Annotated in this window: 23 protein-coding genes; 7 read left to right on the top strand and 16 right to left on the bottom strand. The window is 45.0% G+C overall.

Going from position 1 to position 20,028, the window contains the following annotated elements; genetic code table 11:
- The 10 genes from WA381_RS05590 to rpoE form a co-directional block, all read right to left on the bottom strand.
- Entirely contained in the window at positions 1-822 is an 822-nt protein-coding gene (locus WA381_RS05590) for a TatD family hydrolase (protein ID WP_156086647.1), read from the bottom strand.
- Between the two features lie 115 nt (positions 823-937).
- Entirely contained in the window at positions 938-1,576 is a 639-nt protein-coding gene (gene pdxH, locus WA381_RS05585; RefSeq protein ID WP_014976992.1) for a pyridoxamine 5'-phosphate oxidase, read from the bottom strand.
- A 227-nt stretch (positions 1,577-1,803) separates the two neighbouring features.
- Positions 1,804-2,715 carry a GTPase Era gene (era, locus tag WA381_RS05580; RefSeq protein ID WP_014950102.1) on the bottom strand — a complete coding sequence of 304 codons (912 nt, stop codon included), beginning with the start codon at positions 2,713-2,715 and terminating at the stop codon, positions 1,804-1,806.
- Between the two features lie 19 nt (positions 2,716-2,734).
- On the bottom strand, positions 2,735-3,421 hold the full coding sequence (gene rnc, locus WA381_RS05575) for a ribonuclease III (protein WP_014950103.1): 687 nt from the start codon (positions 3,419-3,421) through the stop codon (positions 2,735-2,737).
- Complete coding sequence (lepB, locus tag WA381_RS05570; RefSeq protein ID WP_014950104.1) at positions 3,421-4,323, bottom strand: signal peptidase I; 903 nt, start codon at positions 4,321-4,323, stop codon at positions 3,421-3,423. Before lepB ends, rnc begins: the two co-directional genes overlap by 1 nt.
- Positions 4,323-6,119: a translation elongation factor 4 gene (gene lepA / locus WA381_RS05565; RefSeq protein WP_014950105.1), complete on the bottom strand. Its 1,797-nt coding sequence runs from the start codon at positions 6,117-6,119 to the stop codon at positions 4,323-4,325. Before lepA ends, lepB begins: the two co-directional genes overlap by 1 nt.
- A gap of 323 nt (positions 6,120-6,442) precedes the next feature.
- Positions 6,443-6,904: a SoxR reducing system RseC family protein gene (locus tag WA381_RS05560; RefSeq protein WP_131137719.1), complete on the bottom strand. Its 462-nt coding sequence runs from the start codon at positions 6,902-6,904 to the stop codon at positions 6,443-6,445.
- 18 nt (positions 6,905-6,922) lie between these two features.
- Positions 6,923-8,107, bottom strand: coding sequence for a MucB/RseB C-terminal domain-containing protein (locus WA381_RS05555; RefSeq protein ID WP_014950107.1), 1,185 nt, complete (start codon positions 8,105-8,107; stop codon positions 6,923-6,925).
- Positions 8,108-8,231: 124 nt separating this feature from the next.
- Positions 8,232-8,813, bottom strand: a complete 582-nt coding sequence (locus WA381_RS05550; RefSeq protein ID WP_156086648.1) for a sigma-E factor negative regulatory protein — start codon at positions 8,811-8,813, stop codon at positions 8,232-8,234.
- A gap of 99 nt (positions 8,814-8,912) precedes the next feature.
- Positions 8,913-9,491 (bottom strand): RNA polymerase sigma factor RpoE, encoded by a 579-nt coding sequence (rpoE, locus tag WA381_RS05545; protein WP_012518957.1) that lies wholly within the window; start codon positions 9,489-9,491, stop codon positions 8,913-8,915.
- Between the two features lie 197 nt (positions 9,492-9,688).
- Here rpoE and nadB point away from each other — a divergent pair, with 197 nt between their 5' ends.
- A complete protein-coding gene (gene nadB / locus WA381_RS05540) occupies positions 9,689-11,374 on the top strand; it encodes an L-aspartate oxidase (protein ID WP_014976996.1) in 1,686 nt (561 codons plus the stop codon).
- Between the two features lie 310 nt (positions 11,375-11,684).
- On the opposite strand, the gene WA381_RS05535 is transcribed toward nadB, so the two are convergent.
- The 3 genes from WA381_RS05535 to WA381_RS05525 form a co-directional block, all read right to left on the bottom strand.
- Entirely contained in the window at positions 11,685-12,557 is an 873-nt protein-coding gene (locus tag WA381_RS05535) for a MaoC family dehydratase (protein ID WP_156086649.1), read from the bottom strand.
- Positions 12,558-12,570: 13 nt separating this feature from the next.
- Positions 12,571-12,966, bottom strand: coding sequence for a hypothetical protein (locus tag WA381_RS05530; protein WP_014950111.1), 396 nt, complete (start codon positions 12,964-12,966; stop codon positions 12,571-12,573).
- Positions 12,967-13,087: 121 nt separating this feature from the next.
- Complete coding sequence (locus WA381_RS05525; RefSeq protein ID WP_014950112.1) at positions 13,088-13,339, bottom strand: FAD assembly factor SdhE; 252 nt, start codon at positions 13,337-13,339, stop codon at positions 13,088-13,090.
- A 187-nt stretch (positions 13,340-13,526) separates the two neighbouring features.
- On the opposite strand from WA381_RS05525, the gene ygfZ reads away from it, so the two are divergent.
- Positions 13,527-14,573, top strand: coding sequence for a CAF17-like 4Fe-4S cluster assembly/insertion protein YgfZ (gene ygfZ, locus WA381_RS05520; protein ID WP_156086650.1), 1,047 nt, complete (start codon positions 13,527-13,529; stop codon positions 14,571-14,573).
- A 59-nt stretch (positions 14,574-14,632) separates the two neighbouring features.
- A complete protein-coding gene (locus WA381_RS05515; protein WP_014950114.1) occupies positions 14,633-15,118 on the top strand; it encodes an FKBP-type peptidyl-prolyl cis-trans isomerase in 486 nt (161 codons plus the stop codon).
- Between the two features lie 84 nt (positions 15,119-15,202).
- On the opposite strand, the gene WA381_RS05510 is transcribed toward WA381_RS05515, so the two are convergent.
- Complete coding sequence (locus WA381_RS05510) at positions 15,203-15,541, bottom strand: P-II family nitrogen regulator (RefSeq protein ID WP_014950115.1); 339 nt, start codon at positions 15,539-15,541, stop codon at positions 15,203-15,205.
- Positions 15,542-15,543: 2 nt separating this feature from the next.
- Complete coding sequence (gene nadE / locus WA381_RS05505) at positions 15,544-16,380, bottom strand: ammonia-dependent NAD(+) synthetase (protein ID WP_101566620.1); 837 nt, start codon at positions 16,378-16,380, stop codon at positions 15,544-15,546.
- 413 nt (positions 16,381-16,793) lie between these two features.
- On the opposite strand from nadE, the gene WA381_RS05500 reads away from it, so the two are divergent.
- Positions 16,794-17,339 carry a GspH/FimT family pseudopilin gene (locus WA381_RS05500; protein WP_069944613.1) on the top strand — a complete coding sequence of 182 codons (546 nt, stop codon included), beginning with the start codon at positions 16,794-16,796 and terminating at the stop codon, positions 17,337-17,339.
- A gap of 38 nt (positions 17,340-17,377) precedes the next feature.
- Here WA381_RS05500 and WA381_RS05495 read toward each other — a convergent pair whose 3' ends face one another.
- Positions 17,378-17,770, bottom strand: a complete 393-nt coding sequence (locus tag WA381_RS05495) for a type IV pilin protein (RefSeq protein ID WP_014977002.1) — start codon at positions 17,768-17,770, stop codon at positions 17,378-17,380.
- 78 nt (positions 17,771-17,848) lie between these two features.
- On the opposite strand from WA381_RS05495, the gene WA381_RS05490 reads away from it, so the two are divergent.
- Genes WA381_RS05490 through WA381_RS05480 form a run of 3 tightly spaced genes read left to right on the top strand, consistent with a single transcriptional unit; the run spans position 17,849 to position 19,993 of the window.
- The gene (locus tag WA381_RS05490) at positions 17,849-18,403 is read left to right on the top strand and encodes a prepilin-type N-terminal cleavage/methylation domain-containing protein (RefSeq protein ID WP_061486153.1); all 555 of its coding nucleotides are present in this window, start codon (positions 17,849-17,851) and stop codon (positions 18,401-18,403) included.
- Positions 18,397-19,032, top strand: a complete 636-nt coding sequence (locus tag WA381_RS05485; RefSeq protein ID WP_061486154.1) for a hypothetical protein — start codon at positions 18,397-18,399, stop codon at positions 19,030-19,032. Before WA381_RS05490 ends, WA381_RS05485 begins: the two co-directional genes overlap by 7 nt.
- Positions 19,022-19,993 carry a hypothetical protein gene (locus tag WA381_RS05480; protein WP_156086651.1) on the top strand — a complete coding sequence of 324 codons (972 nt, stop codon included), beginning with the start codon at positions 19,022-19,024 and terminating at the stop codon, positions 19,991-19,993. The genes WA381_RS05485 and WA381_RS05480 overlap by 11 nt, the downstream gene beginning before the upstream one ends.
- Positions 19,994-20,028 lie beyond the last annotated feature (35 nt).

Raw genomic sequence — 20,028 nt, 5'->3', positions numbered from 1 at the left:
CTATGCTTCACTTCCAGCATCAATATTAAATAGTCGAGTGTAGTTCGCTGTGGTGGTGGACACTATTTCTTTATGTGACATGCCATAGCGGTCGCTTATAACATCAACGACATCTGATAAATAACGAGGTTCGTTTGCTTCTCCTTGTCTACCGCACATGGGCATATCAGGGGCATCCGTTTCTAAAAGCAATTTATCAAAATGGTGTTCTAACAAAAACCCAAGGGTGTTTCGTGTTTTTTGAGCACGCTCATAGGTAATCGTACCGCCTATACCTAGGTAAAACCCTCTTTCAATATACCCTTTGGCCGCTTCAATACTTCCTGAAAAAGCATGTACAACGCCTATACCCTGGTATTTGGTTTGCTTCAATGCTTCAACTAGCAGATGATGACTTTTTCTGTGATGTAAAATTACGGGTAACGATACTTTATCGGCAAGTTTCAAATGGTTATGTAGCGCTTCCTTTTGAAGCGCTAATGGCACGCTTATATGCCCATCGATACCTGTTTCCCCCACGGCTTTTACCGAAGGGTGCAAGTTAGCCGTAGCGTCCTCAAGTTGACGAAGACTCTTCTTGAGTGTTTGCTCTGGCTTTTCAAGCTCTCTGCCAGTTAAAAAATAAGGATGGAGTCCAAGCGCAGTATCAATAGATAAAAGGCTTTCAAAGCGTTCATTGAGCGCTTGTAACGCCTGCCAAGATTCGGGGGTAATGCTAGGCGCCATGATGCGGGTAAGCCCTGCGGCTTTGGCGCTTTCTAATGCAACTCTAAGATCTTTCTTTTGTGCAAGTAAGTCGAGATGGCAATGACTATCAATCACGGTTTAGATGCCTCCTTGTTACTTATCTCGCCGCACGCTATCTACAAGCTCAATAGTTAAACGGGCTCACATTCTAGTGAAGTACTTTAGCGGGAACGAAAGGTGAACGTATTCCCTACGGCATAAGGCGCTGTGTTACCCACGCGCCATCTTCAGTTTTGTTGTATTCAAAGCGGTCATGTAGCCTATCTTCTCCACCTTGCCAAAACTCAATTTGATGAGGCACGATCCTGAAACCGCCCCAAAAGTCCGGCACGGGAAGCTCTTTGTTAGCAAACTTATCTTTTAACTGCTTAAACTGGGTCAGTAGAAGCTCCCTGCTGCCAATAGGTTTGCTTTGTTTTGACGCGTACGCTGCTAGCTGACTGTCTTTCGGTCGCGAAAAGAAATAAGCAGCATTCTCAGAAACAGAAAGCTTTTCAACGCTGCCACATACGCGAACCTGACGCTCCATAAAAAACCAGGGAAAGTGGCACGACACTTTAGGGTTTACCGCTAACTCTTGTGCCTTACGGCTGCCTAAGTTAGTGAAAAACACAAAGCCCTTTTCACTGACATCTTTTAACAAAACGATACGCTGAGAGGGTTGGCCGCTGGCATCGACGGTGGCAACCGTCATTGCAGTAGGATCAGGAATTTTGGCGTCTATGGCGTCTTTTAACCATTTATCGAACATGATAAATGGACTTGAAGTAATATCTGACTCACTCAAACTGCCCTTTGAGTACTGCCTGCGCATATCTGAAATTGCCATATACCGCTCCTAAAAAGAAGTTATTGTGCCTGCTAGTGATGTTGAAACCGAGTGAGTAAACCACCGTGTAAATGCTCACATAAGCGCATCTAACTGAGGTAGTTGCCCACAAACCATACGGCTACGCCACTTGGCGAGGATGCTGACTCACTATCTTTGCTAATATAACGTGCTAATATAACGCCAGTTACAGCTAACTAGCGTTATAAAGATAATATTAGCGTGAACTAGAAGTTACTGTCGTCACCGTAACCTAGAGAGCGCAGAGCACGTTCATCGTCTGCCCAGCCTTGTTTCACTTTCACCCAAAGTTCTAGAAATACTTTGTTGTCGAACAAGTTTTCCATATCTTTACGCGCTTGCTCACCAATGGTTTTCAAATGCTTTCCGCCTTTGCCGATGATCATGCGTTTTTGGGTTTCACGCTCTACCAAAATCAGACCGCTGATACGATAAACACCATTGTCTGCCATTTTGAATTGCTCAATTTCCACAGTAGTAGAGTAAGGCAGTTCATCGCCGGTAAAGCGCATAAGCTTTTCGCGAATGATTTCAGCAGCCATAAAGCGGCTTGAGCGGTCAGTAATGTAATCTTCCGGGAAGAAAAACTCACTTTTAGGTAGCGACTTGGCCACTAACTCTCTAATTTCGTCAACCATTCGGCCCTGTTTAGCACTGATAGGGATCATGTGCTCAAACGGGTGCTTTTCGCCAAGCTTTTTAAGGTGAACCATAAAGTTTTCTTTATCTTCAACCTTATCCATCTTGTTTACGATGAGATAGCAAGGAAGGTTTGCTTGTTTAACCTTACTTAATACCATTTCATCTTCGGCGTTGAATCGATCGCCTTCAACAACGAAAAGCACAAGACCAACCTCAGCCAAAGAGCTTGATGCCGCGCGGTTCATGTAGCGATTAATCGCGCGCTTTTCGTCTTGGTGAAGCCCAGGGGTATCAACGTAAATCGCTTGATAGTCACCATCGGTGTCTATACCGAGAATGCGGTGGCGCGTGGTTTGCGGCTTACGCGACGTAATGCTTACTTTTTGACCTAGCAAGCGATTGAGCAAGGTCGATTTACCCACATTAGGGCGACCTACTATGGCAACTAGGCCACAGCGAGTTTGAATATCAGGCATTTCTGGCAAATTCGATTCATCATGCGTTGTCATCAAGCTTCTCCAATGTTAAACGAGCAGCTTCTTGTTCTGCTTTTCGGCGGCTATTGCCAGACGCCACTACCGCTTCTGGTAGACTTTCTACCTGACAGCTAACTTCAAAAGTCTGAGCATGGTCTTTCCCTGAAATAGATAGCACTTCATAGGTTGGCAGCGCTTGTTTACGACCTTGTAAAAACTCTTGAAGACGAGTTTTGCTGTCTTTAGGGTGGGCATTAGGGTCTAGTTTGTTTATGCGGGTTTCCCATAAACGGTCTATAACGCCTCGAACCTCGTCCATACCGGAATCGAGGTAAATAGCCCCTAAAATAGCTTCAACTGCATCGGCTAAAATCGAACTTCTGCGATGACCACCACTTTTGAGCTCACCTGGCCCTAAGTTAAGTAGTTCACCCACACTGGCTTCCTTTGCAAGTTCTGCCAGTGTGTCTCCTTTAACTAAAGTAGAGCGCATTCGTGTGAGTTTGCCTTCTGGCACAGTTGGGAATCGCTTAAACAGCGTTTCCCCAACAATCATGCCTAAAATAGCGTCACCTAAAAATTCTAGTCGCTCATTGTGCTGTTTAGCCGCACTGCGATGAGTAAGTGCTTGTTCCAATAGAGCTTCATTGGTAAATGTGTAGCCTATCGCCTTGTACAGACGACGATATTTATCAATTCCCTGCATTAATGAATGCCACCTGCTCGCTCAAATCGAACACCTGTTGGTACCCAAGTTGGAAGGAAGTCTGACGGACTGCGCTCAAATTCAAATGAAATCCAAATCGCCACCGCTTTTCCAACCAAGTTTGCATCTGGCACAAAACCCCAAAAACGGCTGTCGCGGCTGTTGTCACGGTTATCGCCTAGCACGAAATACTGACCTTCTGGCACAATCCACTCATTGCTGCGCGTTCCAGGCTGGGTATAAAAATTAACCGGCGATATCTCGCGTACTGGGTGGCGCAAAATGTCGTGCTCTACTGTGCCTAAATCTTCGGTGTAACGCATAAGCTGCGCCATGTCCTGTACGAACTCACCACGCTCTTGGAACGTAAGCGGTACGGCTTTCAATTTAGGACAGTTGTTGCCAGTCTCACACTTCGGTTTGATATAAACCTGTTTGTTTTGATAAACCACAGTATCGCCCGGTAAACCGATCACGCGCTTAATGTAGTCTATTGAAGGCTCTTCAGGGTACTTGAAAACCACCACATCACCACGCTCTGGAACGCCAGTTTCAATAAGCTTACTTCTGAAAACCGGGTCTTTCACGCCATAGGCAAACTTTTCAACCAAAATGAAGTCACCCACTAACAGAGTGGGCATCATTGAGCCTGAAGGAATTTGAAATGGTTCATATAAAAACGAACGCAATACCAATACGAAAGCAATAACAGGAAAAATCTGTTGCGAAGTATCAACAAGGTACGGCAGTTGAGGATCTTCTCCATAGCCCGCTCCTTCTGCGGTTGCCGCAGCCTGTAAACGTGCTTTTCGCTTTGGTGCAAACACTAGGCTATCCACTAGCCAGATTAATCCTGTTATTAAGGTGAGTGCCACCAAAATCAAGGAGAAGTAATTCGCCATTATTTGCCCACCTTCAATACTGCAAGGAACGCATCTTGTGGCAATTCAACATTACCCACTTGCTTCATTCGCTTTTTACCTTCTTTCTGCTTTTGAAGTAGTTTCTTCTTACGGCTTACGTCACCGCCGTAACATTTCGCGATTACGTTTTTACGTAGCTGTTTAACTGTACTTCTTGCAACGATATGGTTACCGATAGCCGCCTGAATAGCGATATCGAACATTTGTCGTGGAATAAGCTCGCGAAGCTTTTCGACCAGCTCACGACCACGGCCTTGAGAGTTTTCTCTATGCGTAATTACTGCTAACGCGTCTACACGTTCACCGTTAATAAGAATATCAACACGCACCATGTCTGATGTCTGGAAACGCTTAAAGTTGTAATCAAGCGATGCAAAACCACGGCTCGTAGATTTCAAACGATCGAAGAAATCGAGCACCACTTCTGCCATTGGCAATTCGTAGGTTACCGCCACTTGCTTACCGTGGTATGTCATGTTGGTTTGCATACCGCGCTTTTCAACGCAAAGTGTAATTACGTTGCCTAGATACTCTTGTGGCACAAGAATATTGGCTTCAACCATAGGCTCACGAATTTCAGCGATATCATTTACCGGAGGTAGCTTAGCCGGGCTATCTACAGTAAGGGTTTCGCCTTTGGTCGTTTCTACTTCGTATATTACCGTTGGCGCAGTAGTGATAAGACCCAAGTCATATTCACGCTCTAAACGCTCTTGAATGATTTCCATGTGCAGCATGCCAAGGAAACCAATACGGAATCCAAAACCTAGCGCTGCAGAGCTTTCTGGCTCATAAAACAGTGAAGCGTCGTTCAGGCTTAATTTCGCAAGGGCATCACGGAAATCTTCATAATCGTCTGAGCTTATTGGGAAAATACCGGCATAAACCTGAGGTTTAACCTTTTTAAAGCCCGGCAGCATTGCATCAGCTGGCTCGCGAGCCAAGGTAATGGTGTCGCCCACAGGCGCGCCTTGGATATCTTTAATCCCTGCAATGATAAAGCCTACTTCACCGGCTCTTAATGTGCCTGTATCGAGTGGCTTAGGCGTAAATACACCAATTTTGTCAACCTGATGCGTTTGACCGTTTGACATAATTTGAATTTTGTCTTTCTTGGTCAACTGGCCTTCGACAATACGTACCAGTGAAACAACGCCTTGATAGTTGTCAAACCAAGAATCGATAATCAACGCCTTAAGTGGCGCTTCGCGGTCACCTTCTGGCGGCGGAATTTTATTTACAATAACTTCAAGTACATCTTCAATACCGATACCGGTTTTTGCTGAGCAGCGCACAGCGTCCAGTGCATCGATACCAACAATATCTTCAATTTCTTCTGCAACGCGGTCTGGTTCAGCCTGAGGCAGGTCGATTTTATTTAGTACAGGCACCACTTCCATATCCATCTCGATAGCGGTATAGCAGTTTGCCAATGTTTGTGCTTCTACGCCCTGACCTGCATCAACAACCAAAAGCGCACCTTCACAGGCAGCAAGAGAACGAGATACTTCATAGGTAAAGTCAACGTGTCCAGGAGTGTCGATGAAGTTAAGCTGATAAGTTTCACCGTCGCGCGCTTCGTAGTTCAGCGTTACGCTTTGCGCTTTGATAGTAATACCGCGCTCTTTTTCCAGGTCCATTGAGTCGAGAACCTGTTCAGCCATTTCACGGTCTGTTAGCCCTCCACAATGCTGGATTAGACGGTCTGACAGCGTAGACTTACCGTGGTCGATGTGGGCGATAATACTGAAGTTACGAATGTGCGATTGTTGCATAATGCTGGAAATTACCTGCAGAAAAATTCATTAAACAAAAAATGCTGCTTGCCTTGCTTAAAGGGTTATACGCAGCGCGTGCGGATTTTACCCATTTCTTGCGCGAAAAGCGAATTGGCGTGGTGGAAAATTTATTACTTTCAAGAAACATAACGAATGGAAGTGGCAATCTGACGTGACTTCCTCGGCCTATCTCAAAACTTGGCTACATTGATGAGCGTGAGTTAACACTATAATCTCGTATAAATTGGCCTCGTATAAAACGGCCTCGTATGGAACAGTCTCGTATTAAACCATTGAGCAGCGTAAAGCCCTTCAAAAAATCAATGTTCTACTGCACTGTGATCTTGTTGACCCAATAGGACAGGTTGATATTTCGTACGTTCTACACGACGCAACTTGTAAGCAATTAACTTATAGGTAAAGAAGGTTACTAACCCACTTGGCAGCATGGCCCATAACTCGTGAGTAAAGCCGTTACTACTAAGTAATGATATCGACACCGAATATGCCCCGATAAACGCTATGAGCGGTAGTAAATACAACCAAGCCGATGCACTTAAAATACCTGCTTCCGGTATGCCTACAGTCACTTCTTGGCCAACCCGCACAGGCATGGGAGTGCGCAGCGTCAACTGCTGCGTTTTCGGTGCAAGCGCACGAGAAATAACGCCGGTACCACAATCACTTTGTGCTTGGCATGCGTTACAGGTCGATTTAATCGCTGCTTCTACGGTGACCGTATCCCCATTAACGGCAACTACGGTGGCGGTTTCTCTTATCATTGTTACTCAATTGCGCGGTTATTCACTTACACTGCTGACGGGGCGTAAAGACGTAGCAATAGCGTTAGCGGTTTGCAAAGGTATTTCTCCCACCACTGTCACCTGGGCTTTGCCGTCTGTTAACGTTAAGAACGTACTCACTTCATTGCGCAGCGCCAGCGTTTCACCTAACGCATCTTCCGCAGGCTGAACGTACACAGATACGTCAACCAATCCATCTGAAAAGAGTTTATATTCTACAATCTGACCTGTTAAGGCCAATCGTCTTGTATCTTGCTTTATTTCTCGCATGCCAGCCGGCAAATAGGTGACATCCCATTTGTGTGCACGATTTGGCGTGTTGCTCAGCGCCATGGGCGCGGGTAACGACGCAGAATTAATTCGTGAGAAATAATCAGCAGGCTCTGGCGATATCGCAAAGGCCGTGACCTGAATCTGCTCTAATAGCGCCCCTTGCAAATCAAGCATGTTCAGTTTGAGCAACATACCAGACGACTCATCCAGCCACAGTTGATAACCAAATCGCGTGTTATCTCGGCTGACTATTCGAATTTGTTGCGCTGAACGTCCTGCCACCCGCGCTCTTCCCACAGCGACGAACTCATAGGCTTCGGCAAGCTGTTCAGGATGATACAATAATACACTTGGTATTGGACCGTTGATATGCTTTGAACGCAAGCTATAGGGTTGTACATCTGGCTCAAATACACTCACCACATCGTTCACACGAATAAGCTCGCGGCCTGGTCCATTTTGAAGATTTAACTGCTCTAATTCAGAGCCATCTTCCATTATCCCGTGGCGCCATAAATATGGAACGGTTTCCTTTCCTGCAATAGTTTGCACAAAAGACACTTGGAAATTGGCATTGGTTATAATGTTTTGAAGTTCAGCTAGCCACTGATTGGCCGATTGAGGCTCTCGTGTGCGAGAAGCAGATGCATTTTGCTCGCTTCGACTTTGTTCAAGTTGCTCTTGAATCACGTCTTCTCGCACTGCTTCTTCTTGATCAGCTTCATCTAGTCGGCCAGCTCTCGTGTTTGATTCTGAGTTAGCGTCTAATTCAACGTCGCCATCATTCACGTTTTGGACTGGGGCAATAGGAGCTTTCGTTTCTTCGCTCAGCGAAGTAGTTTGGGCAATAGTGGGCTGAATAGCCGCGCCCGAAATGAAAAAAAGTGCAAGGATAGAACTACAGCGCATTTTTTCCTGCCTTAAAACAAACATACCAGCAGTATATGCTGGTATGATTAAAATATGAAATGTATGTCAGTCGCAATTTACTTGCGAAAGCACATTCCAACTAATGTTGACTGGCTGCGATAACTTATGGGCGCTCTGTTCCACTTGTTTCGCTTTCACCCTCGTCCTCTTGCGCTTGCTTAAGCTTTATTTGCTGCTCATGATCAGCAATCAATGCATTAATTTTGCGCTTCTTCTCAAGCATTTCATTCATGTCGTTACGTGGTAACGTTCTGGTTTGTTCCAAACTCACTGGAGACAATCCACCTTGAGGAGCAATCGTTGGCGCTGTCATAAATGGCTCGGTAGGCGCTTCTTGATTAGTGTATTGAACACCAAAGATAACTGCCACTGCCACCGACGCGGCTACTGCAAACTGGCCTGACTGCTTCGCAAAAGGAACAACATTGCCAATCAATGGTATCGACTGCCAGCGCGAGCGTTTAGGTGCGACTATAGCTGGCTCGTTTTCAAGCGCAGCTGCTACGCTTGCGGTGATGTCCAACTGTGGAGCAACACTTGCTTCTTTTCGCATTGCACCGCGATACACATGGTAACGTTGCCATTTGGCCTGAAGCGCTTCATCTTGCTTAATCGCATCGATGATGTCATTGCCTTCTATCTCACCATCCATGAATGCGGACAATTTTTCTTGCTGTTGCGTCATATATTCATTTCCAGATCAAAGTGATCGTTAACTACCCTAACACAGCTGTTAGTCATCGTGGAAAAAAGAAAGTTCATCTTTTTTTGATTTTATTTCTTTTTAATTTTCTAACAACGGTTGAATAACTTTATCAATCGCCTCGCGAGCCCTAAAAATACGGGATCTCACCGTACCCACAGGACACGACATTACGTTCGCGATTTCTTCATAGCTCAACCCTTCAATTTCACGCAGCGTTATCGCCATACGTAAATCGTCCGGCAGCTTCTCAACTACCTTAAACAGGGTTTCTTCAATTTCCTCAGATAACAGGCTTCGCTCGGGTGTAGATTGCTCTTTTAATGCATCACTACCCTCGTAGAAATCTGCTTCGTCAGCATCGACATCGCTTGCAGGCGGCTTGCGACCTTGAGATACAAGATAGTTCTTGGCACTGTTTACCGCAATGCGATAAAGCCAAGTATAAAATGCACTGTCGCCACGAAAATTAGGTAAGGCACGGTATGCTTTGATAAACGCTTCTTGCGTTACATCGGCAACGTCACCGGTATTTTTCACATAGCGAGAAACGAGATGCATCACTTTATGTTGATAACGAGTTACCAACAAGTTGAACGCATTTTTATCGCCACGCTGTACTTTTTCGACCAGTTGTTGGTCGGTTATCTGCTCGCTCATTCGAGCCATTACTCCCTACTTCAACTACACAATAGCTCTAACAAGCATGTGTATAGACGCGTTCTTTTTACAAAAGTTCTGTAAAAGCATTAAATATTTTAAAAAATGCTTAGGCCAGGGGGCAAGAATGATTGTGTTTTGCTACTCATCCTTTAGACTTGCCGAACCTTTGCTCGTTTGAATTGATATAAAAATACATGAAATCTGTATCGTCTTCACTAACTTCCACATCAAATGCAATAGAACACCGTTGTGACGTATTGATTATTGGGAGTGGCGCGGCAGGATTGAGCTTAGCGCTTAAGCTTGCCGACCATTGTCAGGTTATTGTACTTAGTAAAAGTGACCGCAATGAAGGCTCTACCCGCTATGCACAAGGTGGTATTGCCGCAGTATTCGATGAACAAGACTCCATAGACGCACACGTAAAAGACACGCTTGCTGCAGGTGCTGGGCTTTGCGAAGAGCCAGCCGTAAGATTTACTGCAGAACGAGCAAAGGCGTCACTTGAGTGGCTTATCAGTTACGGTGTACCATTTGATACAGAAAAAAGTGAATCTGGTGAGGAGCGCTTTCACCTTACCCGTGAGGGCGGACACAGCCACCGGCGAATTCTTCACGCTGCAGATGCCACAGGCGAAGCGCTTCAAATTACATTAAACGACGCGGTATCGACCCATCCAAACATTCACATATTTGAGCGCTATAACGCCATTGATCTCATTCCTTCAAAGGAAGAAAAGAACAGCGTGGTGGGTGCTTATGTTTGGAATAGACAACAAGAGCACGTTGAAGTAATTCGCGCCCCTTTCGTTGCGCTAGCGACTGGCGGTGGTAGCAAGGTATACCAGTATACATCGAACCCCGATGTGTCGAGCGGTGACGGCATTGCCATGGCATGGCGAGCGGGTTGTCGCGTGGCCAATATGGAATTCAATCAATTTCATCCGACTTGCTTATTCCACCCGCAGGCACGTAACTTTTTGATTACAGAAGCGCTGCGCGGCGAAGGCGCAAACCTATGCCACGCCGACGGTACCCGCTTTATGCACAAATTTGATGAGCGTGGCGATCTTGCGCCGCGCGACGTAGTCGCTCGCGCAATCGACTATGAAATGAAGCGATTGGGCGCTGACTGCATGTATTTGGATATCAGTCATAAGCCTGCTGACTTTATCGTTAAGCACTTCCCTAATATTTATCGTAAGTGCCGCTCGCTTGGTATCGATATAACCCGTGAACCTATCCCAGTCGTGCCTGCTGCGCACTACAGCTGCGGCGGAGTGATGACCGACTTTAATGCCAAAACCGATTTGAATAATGTATACGCAATCGGTGAAGTTGCCTACACAGGTCTGCATGGCGCCAACCGCATGGCATCTAACTCTTTACTTGAGTGTGTGGTTTTTGCCAGCGCTGCAGCGGAAGATATTATTAAAAATCTTCCCAGTGCAGACTGTGAAGAGTCTATTGCGCCTTGGGATGAGAGCCAAGTGTCTAACTCTGACGAAGAAGTCATCATTCAACATAACTGGCACGAACTTAGGCTGTTTATGTGGGATTACGTAGGTATTGTACGCACGGATAAGCGCCTTGAACGGGCCATGCGCCGCATTAAGCTATTAGAGCAAGAGATTACTGAGTATTACTCTCACTTCAGGGTAAGTAATAACCTGCTAGAGCTTCGAAACCTTGTTACGGTTGCAGAACTCATTGTGCGATGTGCGATGGAGCGAAAGGAAAGCAGAGGGTTACACTTTAATTTGGACTACCCTGAACAGTTAGACAACCCCGTTCCTACAATACTTATTCCCAGAAAACAGCTGTCAGGCGCCGACGTTGGCTCGCTAATTACTCAAGACAGCTTCGCCGATGCCGACTAGTGCATAAAGTAAGATCTGTATCAGTCTAAAGAAGGCGCTAATGTTAATGCGCCTTCTTTAATAACTGGACAATACATTCACACAGCATCATTTAGCGCTCAATAAAACACGTCAAACAAAAAGAGAGCATCACAGCATGCTCTCTTTTCACCGTCCACAGTATTATACCAGTCTGTTCCCTTTCAAGTTCACACGCTTTGCTAGGAAACTTGCCAGCGCCTCTGAGTGAGCAATGATCTATGCGGATTGTTATAACCTTAGGTTATCTCCCGCTTATCTTTTGCTTATCTGCACCTGATTAAACGTTAATTCAGGCCTGATTAAACACTAAACTAGCCGATAAGTGCACAAGGCTGTCATTACTATCGGTAACGTCTATTAGCACACTATTATCTGTTTTACAGTGTTGTTGAATATGAATGTCACAGGGCAAAAACACGGGTTTTCTAAAGCGGCAGTTTACTTCTTTTACGCTCATAGATTGTCTGAAGTCTTGATGACTTACAAACGCCGACACAGCGCGTGACAATGTCCACATGCCGTGCGCTATAGGCTGTTTAAACCCAAATGCTTTGGCAGATATTGCAGACAAGTGGATTGGGTTATAGTCGCCAGAAAGCTTTGCATAGCGGCGACCTGTATTAGCCGAAGCACTAATTTCGCCGATGAGCGCCCTATTCTCTAATTCACAATCGTCATGTAAGTCATTTTTAGCACCAAGTGGAGCTACATGAACGGCTTTCACCTTCACTAAGTAACTACTTATCGCCCTGTAAACCAGGTTCCCTGCCTGCAGCGCTTCTAACATCACATCCACTTCCCAACCTCGGTTATGCGGTCTCACATCGTGAAAGCGCACGCGACATTCAAAGGGTTCGCTTAAATCGCAATGGTCTATAACCGATACTTTGTTCGCAGCGTGGATAAGGCCAAGCAATGGAAATGGGCTTTGTTTGTCCAGCAAACACTGCATTTGCAATGGTAAGGAAAGCATCTGCAAATAAAGTGGATGGGCATGCTCATTTGCCGGCCAGTCAACTTCCTGACAAAAAGAAGCGTAGTGCACATCGTCGACATAGAGCGTTTTGGTATAGATGCGCTGAGGCAACGTAGGCGGTTTAAACTGCATAAGCTGCCTGGCGTCAACGCGTTTAAATAACGCTTTGGTATACTCACGAAACATCTTTTTAATTCCTTTAAGGCGTTGCTTTTCGGGCCAAGATAATGGCTCTAGCCAACCGGCGATAGTCTGCTTCGCAGCACTCACCTTTTAAGATCCAAGCGAGATGGCTATGATCTTTTTCAAACCATCTGCGTTTTTGGCGCAGCACATTGATACACAGCCCCCAAGTAAAGAGCTGGGAAGAATGATGAATGTTCATTGATGTGCCGTCGACCTGAGCATCAACTAACAAGCTACCTTTTGGCATGCTTTGCAAATCCAGTGGGAGCGTGCTGTCGTCAACAACCCGGATAATACCATCGCTGGTCAAAGAGAGAGCGTATTGAGTAGCAGAAATTTTGTTACTAAACGCGTCATAAAGACGCCAGAAAATAACTAACGTGGTTGCAACAGCAACAAGCGCTATCAATTTTGAGAAGCTCAGCCAAGACCACAAGTATTGAGGAAGGCTGCACAATGCTGCGAAAAGACAAACAGCAACGCATACTTCCCCAAATAACCTTCTAAACCTATTGTGCGTAATGCAAATTCTATACTTTGACACGGTTGACGATAGTCGCCACCATGGCGGCTAGTTCAGGGTCTTCGCACTTTTGGTGTCCCATGATCCATGCAAACAAATCAGGGTCATCACTGGTAAGTAAACGTTCAAATGTTTCTTGATCTTCATAACTTAAAGAATCGAAGGCTTCTTCCACGAAAGGAAGTAAAAGTACGTCTAATTCTAGCATGCCTCTGCGACACGCCCACTTTAATCGCGCTAATCTTTTTGGTTCAAACATATGTCTTTCATACCGTTTTTTATTCGCTAACAATAATACCATGCCCTATGCGTGGGGATCACTGCTCTTTTGGCCAGATAGGCAAACTAAATAGAACTTAATCTGCGCACATTCCCATGTATTGCCCTTGAATATTGGTGGTTTTACCATACCTTGAGTACATACAGCGAATTTTACAGTGGTGAATATGACATCTATCGCATCATTACAAAGTCTTCCAAGTGAATTTGTGGTCAAGCTTTCAAATGCCATGATAATTTCTTTGGAAGGAGAACAGGCCGACAGTTACCTGCAAGGGCAAATTACGGTCAACATTAATAAGCTAACCGAGAATACTGCCAGGCATTTCGCCCATTGTGATAATAAAGGCAAAACGTGGTCTACCGGGTACGTAACTCGCCACCAAAACAAATTATTGTTGGTTACCAATGAAGATGCGGGTAGTCATTCATTAGCACAGCTTAATAAGTATGGTGTGTTCTCTAAGGTTGATATTCTCGACGACACACAAACATACAGCGCTTATTTTATTTCGCTTGATGCAGTGAAAACTAACGAAGTAAAGGCAGCGTTAAGCCAGCTTTTCTCCGAAAACGAAGTGGAACGCCTTCTTGAGAGCGATACTCCTGACAATGGTTCTCTTAAAAAGGTCGAGAGCGAACACGGCGTCGCCTATTTTGCCAATACTAGCTGCAAAGGAATTATTGTTCTTTTAGATGATAATGGCGCAAAGCAAATAAATTCGTTAATAGAGGCGCAAACCCTTTCTTGCTATCCCCAAACCGTGTTTGACGCTATACAAATTCAAAGCGTACACGCTTTAGTGCAAGGCGACGCAGTGGCGGAATACGTGCCCCAGATGATTAATGTGCAGGCGCTCAACGGTATCGACTTTGATAAAGGCTGCTATATGGGGCAAGAGGTGGTTGCGCGAACCCGCTTTCTGGGTAAAAACAAACGCGCCGCCTACAGCTTTAAGCTTGAAGGTAACGTAAATGTTAAACCTGGCGATGCATTAGAAAAGCAGTTGGGCGAAAATTGGCGTATAGCGGGCAAAATACTCAATGTTGCATCGCTTGATAATGAAACCTGGTTTATTGCAGTGCTAAACAACGATACCACCAGCGAAGATTTACACAGATTGGCTGATAATAACGCCATTACCTGTTACCCTAATACTTTGCCGTACAGTATTGAGCAGAAAGCTAGCAATATTGTGAAAAAACGTCGATAAGCAGTTTTTACTGCATTACATTTATTGCCCTTTATTAAAGGGCCAAGATAGGATTTGTTATGACAATTACTTCTGACAGCGTTGTAACGCTACACTACACCGTATCTACCGAAGACGGCACAACGCTAGACTCTTCAGAAGGGAAATCGCCACTAGTAGTACTACTAGGCCGTCGCTTCTTAATTGAAGGACTAGAAGATGCACTTATTGGTAAATCGAAGGAAGATAGCTTCAACGTTTCAGTAAACCCTGAAAAAGCTTACGGTGAACGTGCTGACGAACTTGTACAAACTGTACCACGCTCAATGTTTGACGGTATGGATGTTGAAGTGGGTATGTCTTTTCGCGCAACGACGCCACAAGGTGAGCAATCGGTCATTATCATTGAAACAACTGACGAAGAGGTTGTTGTTGACGGTAACCACCCTCTTGCCGGTATTCCGCTAACTTTTGACGTAACTGTTGTTGACGTACGAGAAGCAACGAAAGAAGAGCTTGAGCACGGTCATGTACACAGTGAAGGCGGTTGTGGTCACGACCACTAAGTCACGTTGCTATTAAGCTTTAATAAATACTTAATATATTAAAAAAGGAGCCATTGGCTCCTTTTTTTAATAAACACCATTTAATTAAATCGCGTCTTCGTTTTGTTCACCGGTACGAATTCGTACGGCGGTCTCAACGTTGTAAACGAAGATTTTACCGTCGCCAATTTTGCCTGTCTTAGCTGACGTTTGAATAGCTTCAACCGCTTGCTCAACGCGGTCATCGTCCAATACAAGCTCAATTTTGATCTTGGGTAGGAAGTCAACTTGGTACTCAGCACCGCGATAAAGTTCAGTATGGCCTTTTTGACGACCAAACCCTTTCACTTCTGACACTGTCATCCCTGCGATACCGACTTCAGCTAGCGCTTCCCTAACATCGTCCATTTTGAACGGTTTAATGATAGCTTCAATTTTTTTCATGACTACAACTCATCGTAAATTGTTGGAATTGGCACACGTTTATGCTGTGTACGCTCATAAATATAGAGCAATTTCTCTTCCACTTCCGCAGAAACTGACTTTCCTTCCAAAAAGTCATCAATTTGGTCGTAAGACATGCCCAATGCTTGCTCATCGGCTTTTTGCGGAGACAGGCTTTCCAAGTCAGCAGTTGGCGCTTTAGTGATGACGTTATGTGGTGCACCCAAATGGGCTGCCACTGCACGTACTTGGCGCTTACTGAGACCAAACAACGGCGCAAGGTCACAGGCACCATCACCATACTTGGTATAAAACCCTGTAATATTTTCAGCCGAATGATCGGTACCTAAAACGAGGCCATCAACCATCCCAGCAATTTCATACTGGATAACCATACGAGTACGTGCTTTAACATTTCCTTTCACAAAGTCTTGTTTCGCTTCATTGTCGGGAAGAAGGTTAGCACTGGCAAGCGCTTGTGAAGTAGACGCATGAATAGCATCTGCGCCAGGTTTTACATTCACTGCAAGAGAATGAGAGGGCTGGATAAAGTCGATAGATTTCTGTGCATCGTCTTCATCGGCTTGGGTATCATAAGGTAAACGAACCGCGATAAATTGGTATTTTTCGTGGTGCTCATCGTTTAATTCATTTACTGCTAATTGAGCTAACCGACCCAATGTGCATGAATCAATGCCGCCACTAATACCCAGTACCAGCGAATTTAAACCAGAAGTAAGTAACTGCTTTTTTATGAACGAGACTCGACGTGCGACTTCGTACTCTACGTCAATTTCAGGCAGCACTTTCATTTCATCAATAACTGCTTGTTTTTGCATCATTATATCCACGTATTTTTGGGGCGTCCTGGAACTTGATTCTACGACAATCTGACCGCAGATGTTAGTGGTATCCGCGCATCTATTTGGATTTACTCTTCTGGTATTGCAGTTGTGCAGCACTTAAGGTCAGCAATTTATTTATTATTAAGTTGAGATTCAAGCACAGCAGAACGACAAGCCATTAAACGTAAGGCGTATGGCCAAATATGCGGTTGCGCGGTAAAACATACCTTTGCCAACTCAAATTAGTTTACCCTAAAATATGAGTAAGTAGCGTAAAATTATGGCGCTACAACATTACATTGGAGAAAGGCGGCGCAAAAGCAAACCCGCCTGTTTCTCTTTATAGCAACGCGTGGAATCGAATACCGTTTATGACAAACACTAGGCTTACAGCACGACTATCCATAATGTCGAGACAGCAAGGATTAACCCTTCTAGAAATGCTTGTTGCCGTCGCTATTCTTGCCATTATTCTCACCACAGTTGCGCCTGGCATTCAAAATATCGTAATCAAGAATAGAATTACCTCTGACTTAAACAATTTAAGTGCAGTGGTTCAACGCGCTCGCTTTTCTGCGGTAGACGAACAAACCAACGTAGTGCTGTGCCCTACGCAAAACTATACAGCCTGCACGTCGAGTTGGCGCAATGCAAAAATGGTGTTTATAGATGCAAATGGAAACGGCAGCCGGGATAATAGTGAGGTCTTAATTGTAGCAAGCGATCCACTAAGTAATGCCAATACCATCTCCGGTATAACCGGCAGCCTTGTCTTCGACGAGCAAGGCGGAATAGACCGCGCCGCAACCATCACTTTATGTCCCAATAACAACGATGCAAACTATGCGTCAGCACTTTTATTATCGCTTTACGGAAGAATATCTGTTGCCGTAGACAGTGATGACAACGGCAAAAAAGAAGACCTAGAAGGTAATGAGTTAAGCTGTAGCTAACCGTTCACTTTTCGTATCGTTAAGTTTCGAGCATTTTCTTACCAACATTCTGTGGGCGTCAGTGCGTCTTCACGTATTTTTATTACTCTACAGCTGTCCGTAGATGCTCTAGATGTCAGTGTAGCACTAATTTCATACATTCCCGTGTCGCTGATGGTTTGTGAGATGCGTACGCTGGCTATTCCAGAGGGTGGCAACGCATCGTGCGTTACGTACTCGCCTGTAAGTAACCAACTTCGCGACTGAATTGCTTGGGCAGACAGAAGGTACGCTTTGACCTTGTTGAGCTGACTTAGTTGTTTGCTAGCGGTAATTGCCGACGTAGTCGCAACGCACAATATGCCTGCTATAGCCGTTGCAACCAGTATTTCTACAAGCGAAAACCCTTCAGTCAGATGATGTTGTATGTACGCTTTATAATTCCCTTCCATGGTACAGCTATCTCTCTAATTGAATTTCAGTACATTGAGATTACCAATATGAATTAAGCAGGGTAACTGGACTTACGCATGGCTTTTCACGCTTACACATCCAACAACAAGCTAAGCATTCCACAACGGAGATTGAATGGGTTTACGCTTTTAGAAATGCTAGTTGTACTGGCAGTAATCAGTCTCCTATCGCTAATTGCTATTCCTTCATTTGATGCATGGAATGAGCGAAATGCCTTTAAACATGCTGCCACCGGAATAGCCTCACTCGCAAAACAGGCGAGAATGAAAGCACTAATAAACAAAAAGAACATGTTCCTGATTGCGCAAATTGAACACAATAGCTGTGTACTCGTGAGCGAAGAAGACTCGTGCTCTTGCGCCACCCGCCAAAGCTGCGCCTTGACTGAGTCGAGTTTCTTGTCACTGCCTTCGCGGTGGAATACAGAATTGAGCACAACCAATAATGAGGACAAGATTGTCGCGTTCAATAAAAACGGTACCCTCAATTTTGCCAGTAATACGACGCTAACGCTTTCAAGCCAGCGCTTCAGGGCAAAGTTAGTTATTAATACATTGGGGCGAATAAAGCTATGTAGCGTTCAGTCTATTTCTGGAATAGCGCCATGCTAAAACATGTAATGCGTCGTGGCGCAATCAAGCCGTATTGTGGATATAGTCTCACCGAACTGCTGGTGGCCTGTGGCTTGGCAAGTATAGTGATTTCAGCCGTTGCAACTCAAGCGGCGCGGTCGCACATTGCACACTCATCAATTCAACACGCTACCAGCGTAGAAGACGACATACGTGCGCTACAAAGTACAATTACACAACACCTAAGCAAAGCGGGTTTTGTTTACTCCCCTAACACCCTATCACCTTTCGGTGCGACCACAATCGAAAATACGGTATTCGAAATAACCACTGGCCACCGCGCAAATGAACCTGAAAATAGCTGTGTTACCTTTTCTTATGATAAGAACAAGGACGGCGTGGTATCGCAGGCTCAGGGGGAGTTTTTTGGATACCGATTGCACGACAATGCCATCGAGTACCGAGTAGCAGGACATTCCTGTATACAAAGCGGTTGGTACGACTTAACCGATACGCAAACTACCGTTGCCACCAAATTCACGGTTAACCGAAGGAACAGCAGTAGCTGGGGAAGTGCCTATGAAATTGAAATAGAGTTGCACAGTAAAGTTGATCCTACCGTCAAAAGCGCCAGAACGTTCATAGTTGAGGCTGTCAATGCCTACTAATAATACCGAAATGCAGTGCCCTCAAAGAGGCAACAGAAAAACTGAGTTTAGAACAAGCCATGGAGGGGTTGTACCTACACGCCATACTGCACCGCTTCGTTTTCAGCAAGGCATCGCCGTGTTGGGAATTGTGGCCATATTATTAAGCGCTATTACCTTCTCAGCTATAAGTACATCACAGCAGGTTCAACAATTTTATACGATTGAAAAGACAAAGCGGGATACCGAGAAGGCGCATGTTACACACATGCAGCAAGTCAAAGAAATCGCCACGTTGTTACGAAGTCATTCGGTCTCGCAAACGTTGAATAGGATAGACACATCCAATGCAACGATACTTATTGAGCAGACCGATTTAGTTGGTGAAGAACAGCAGTCTTTGCAACACTTTGACGTGCGGGTTTCCCAAGACGAAAGTAATACGATTTTTACAGCTAAATTTCTGCGCTATCCGTCACTGTTAAGGCTACCTACTTCAACTCAACAATTATCATGGGACAATCAGCTTACCGAATGGCTGTTTAATCGAAGCATAGAGCACCTGAGTGCGACGTATTTTCCTCAAAGCGTTGCTAAACAGGATTGTGTGAACCTTCCGCCTGCCAGTATTTTCTGGATAGAGGGAGATTGCCAATTGGATAACGAAGATATAGCACACTCAGACGAAAACCAGCCTTTAATGCTACTGATAGTGGATGGCGACCTTTCACTTCACGCTGATACGCAATTCCATGGTTTGATAGTTATGCTTTCCACCACGCCATATACGCACACTTTGCATGTTTCACCTGAGGCATCTATAAAAGGCGCGTACGTTTCCAACCACCCCTTGAACACGAATCTTGATGGGCCATTAACACCGTCCACCGCGGTGCTAAAAAACCTTCAATCGCACACTACACTCGCTAAAATTATCCCTATCCCCGGTTCATGGTATAGGAATAACTCAACAAACGATTGAGCTGAATATTAGGTAAACGAAAAACCAGAAATAGA

Origin of the sequence: Alteromonas sp. CH_MED4-4 (genome assembly GCF_037029575.1) — a bacterium.
GTDB classification, from domain to species: Bacteria; Pseudomonadota; Gammaproteobacteria; order Enterobacterales; family Alteromonadaceae; genus Alteromonas; species Alteromonas macleodii.
Note: the sequence above shows the minus strand (reverse complement) of the source record. Positions and strands in the feature narration are given on the sequence as shown.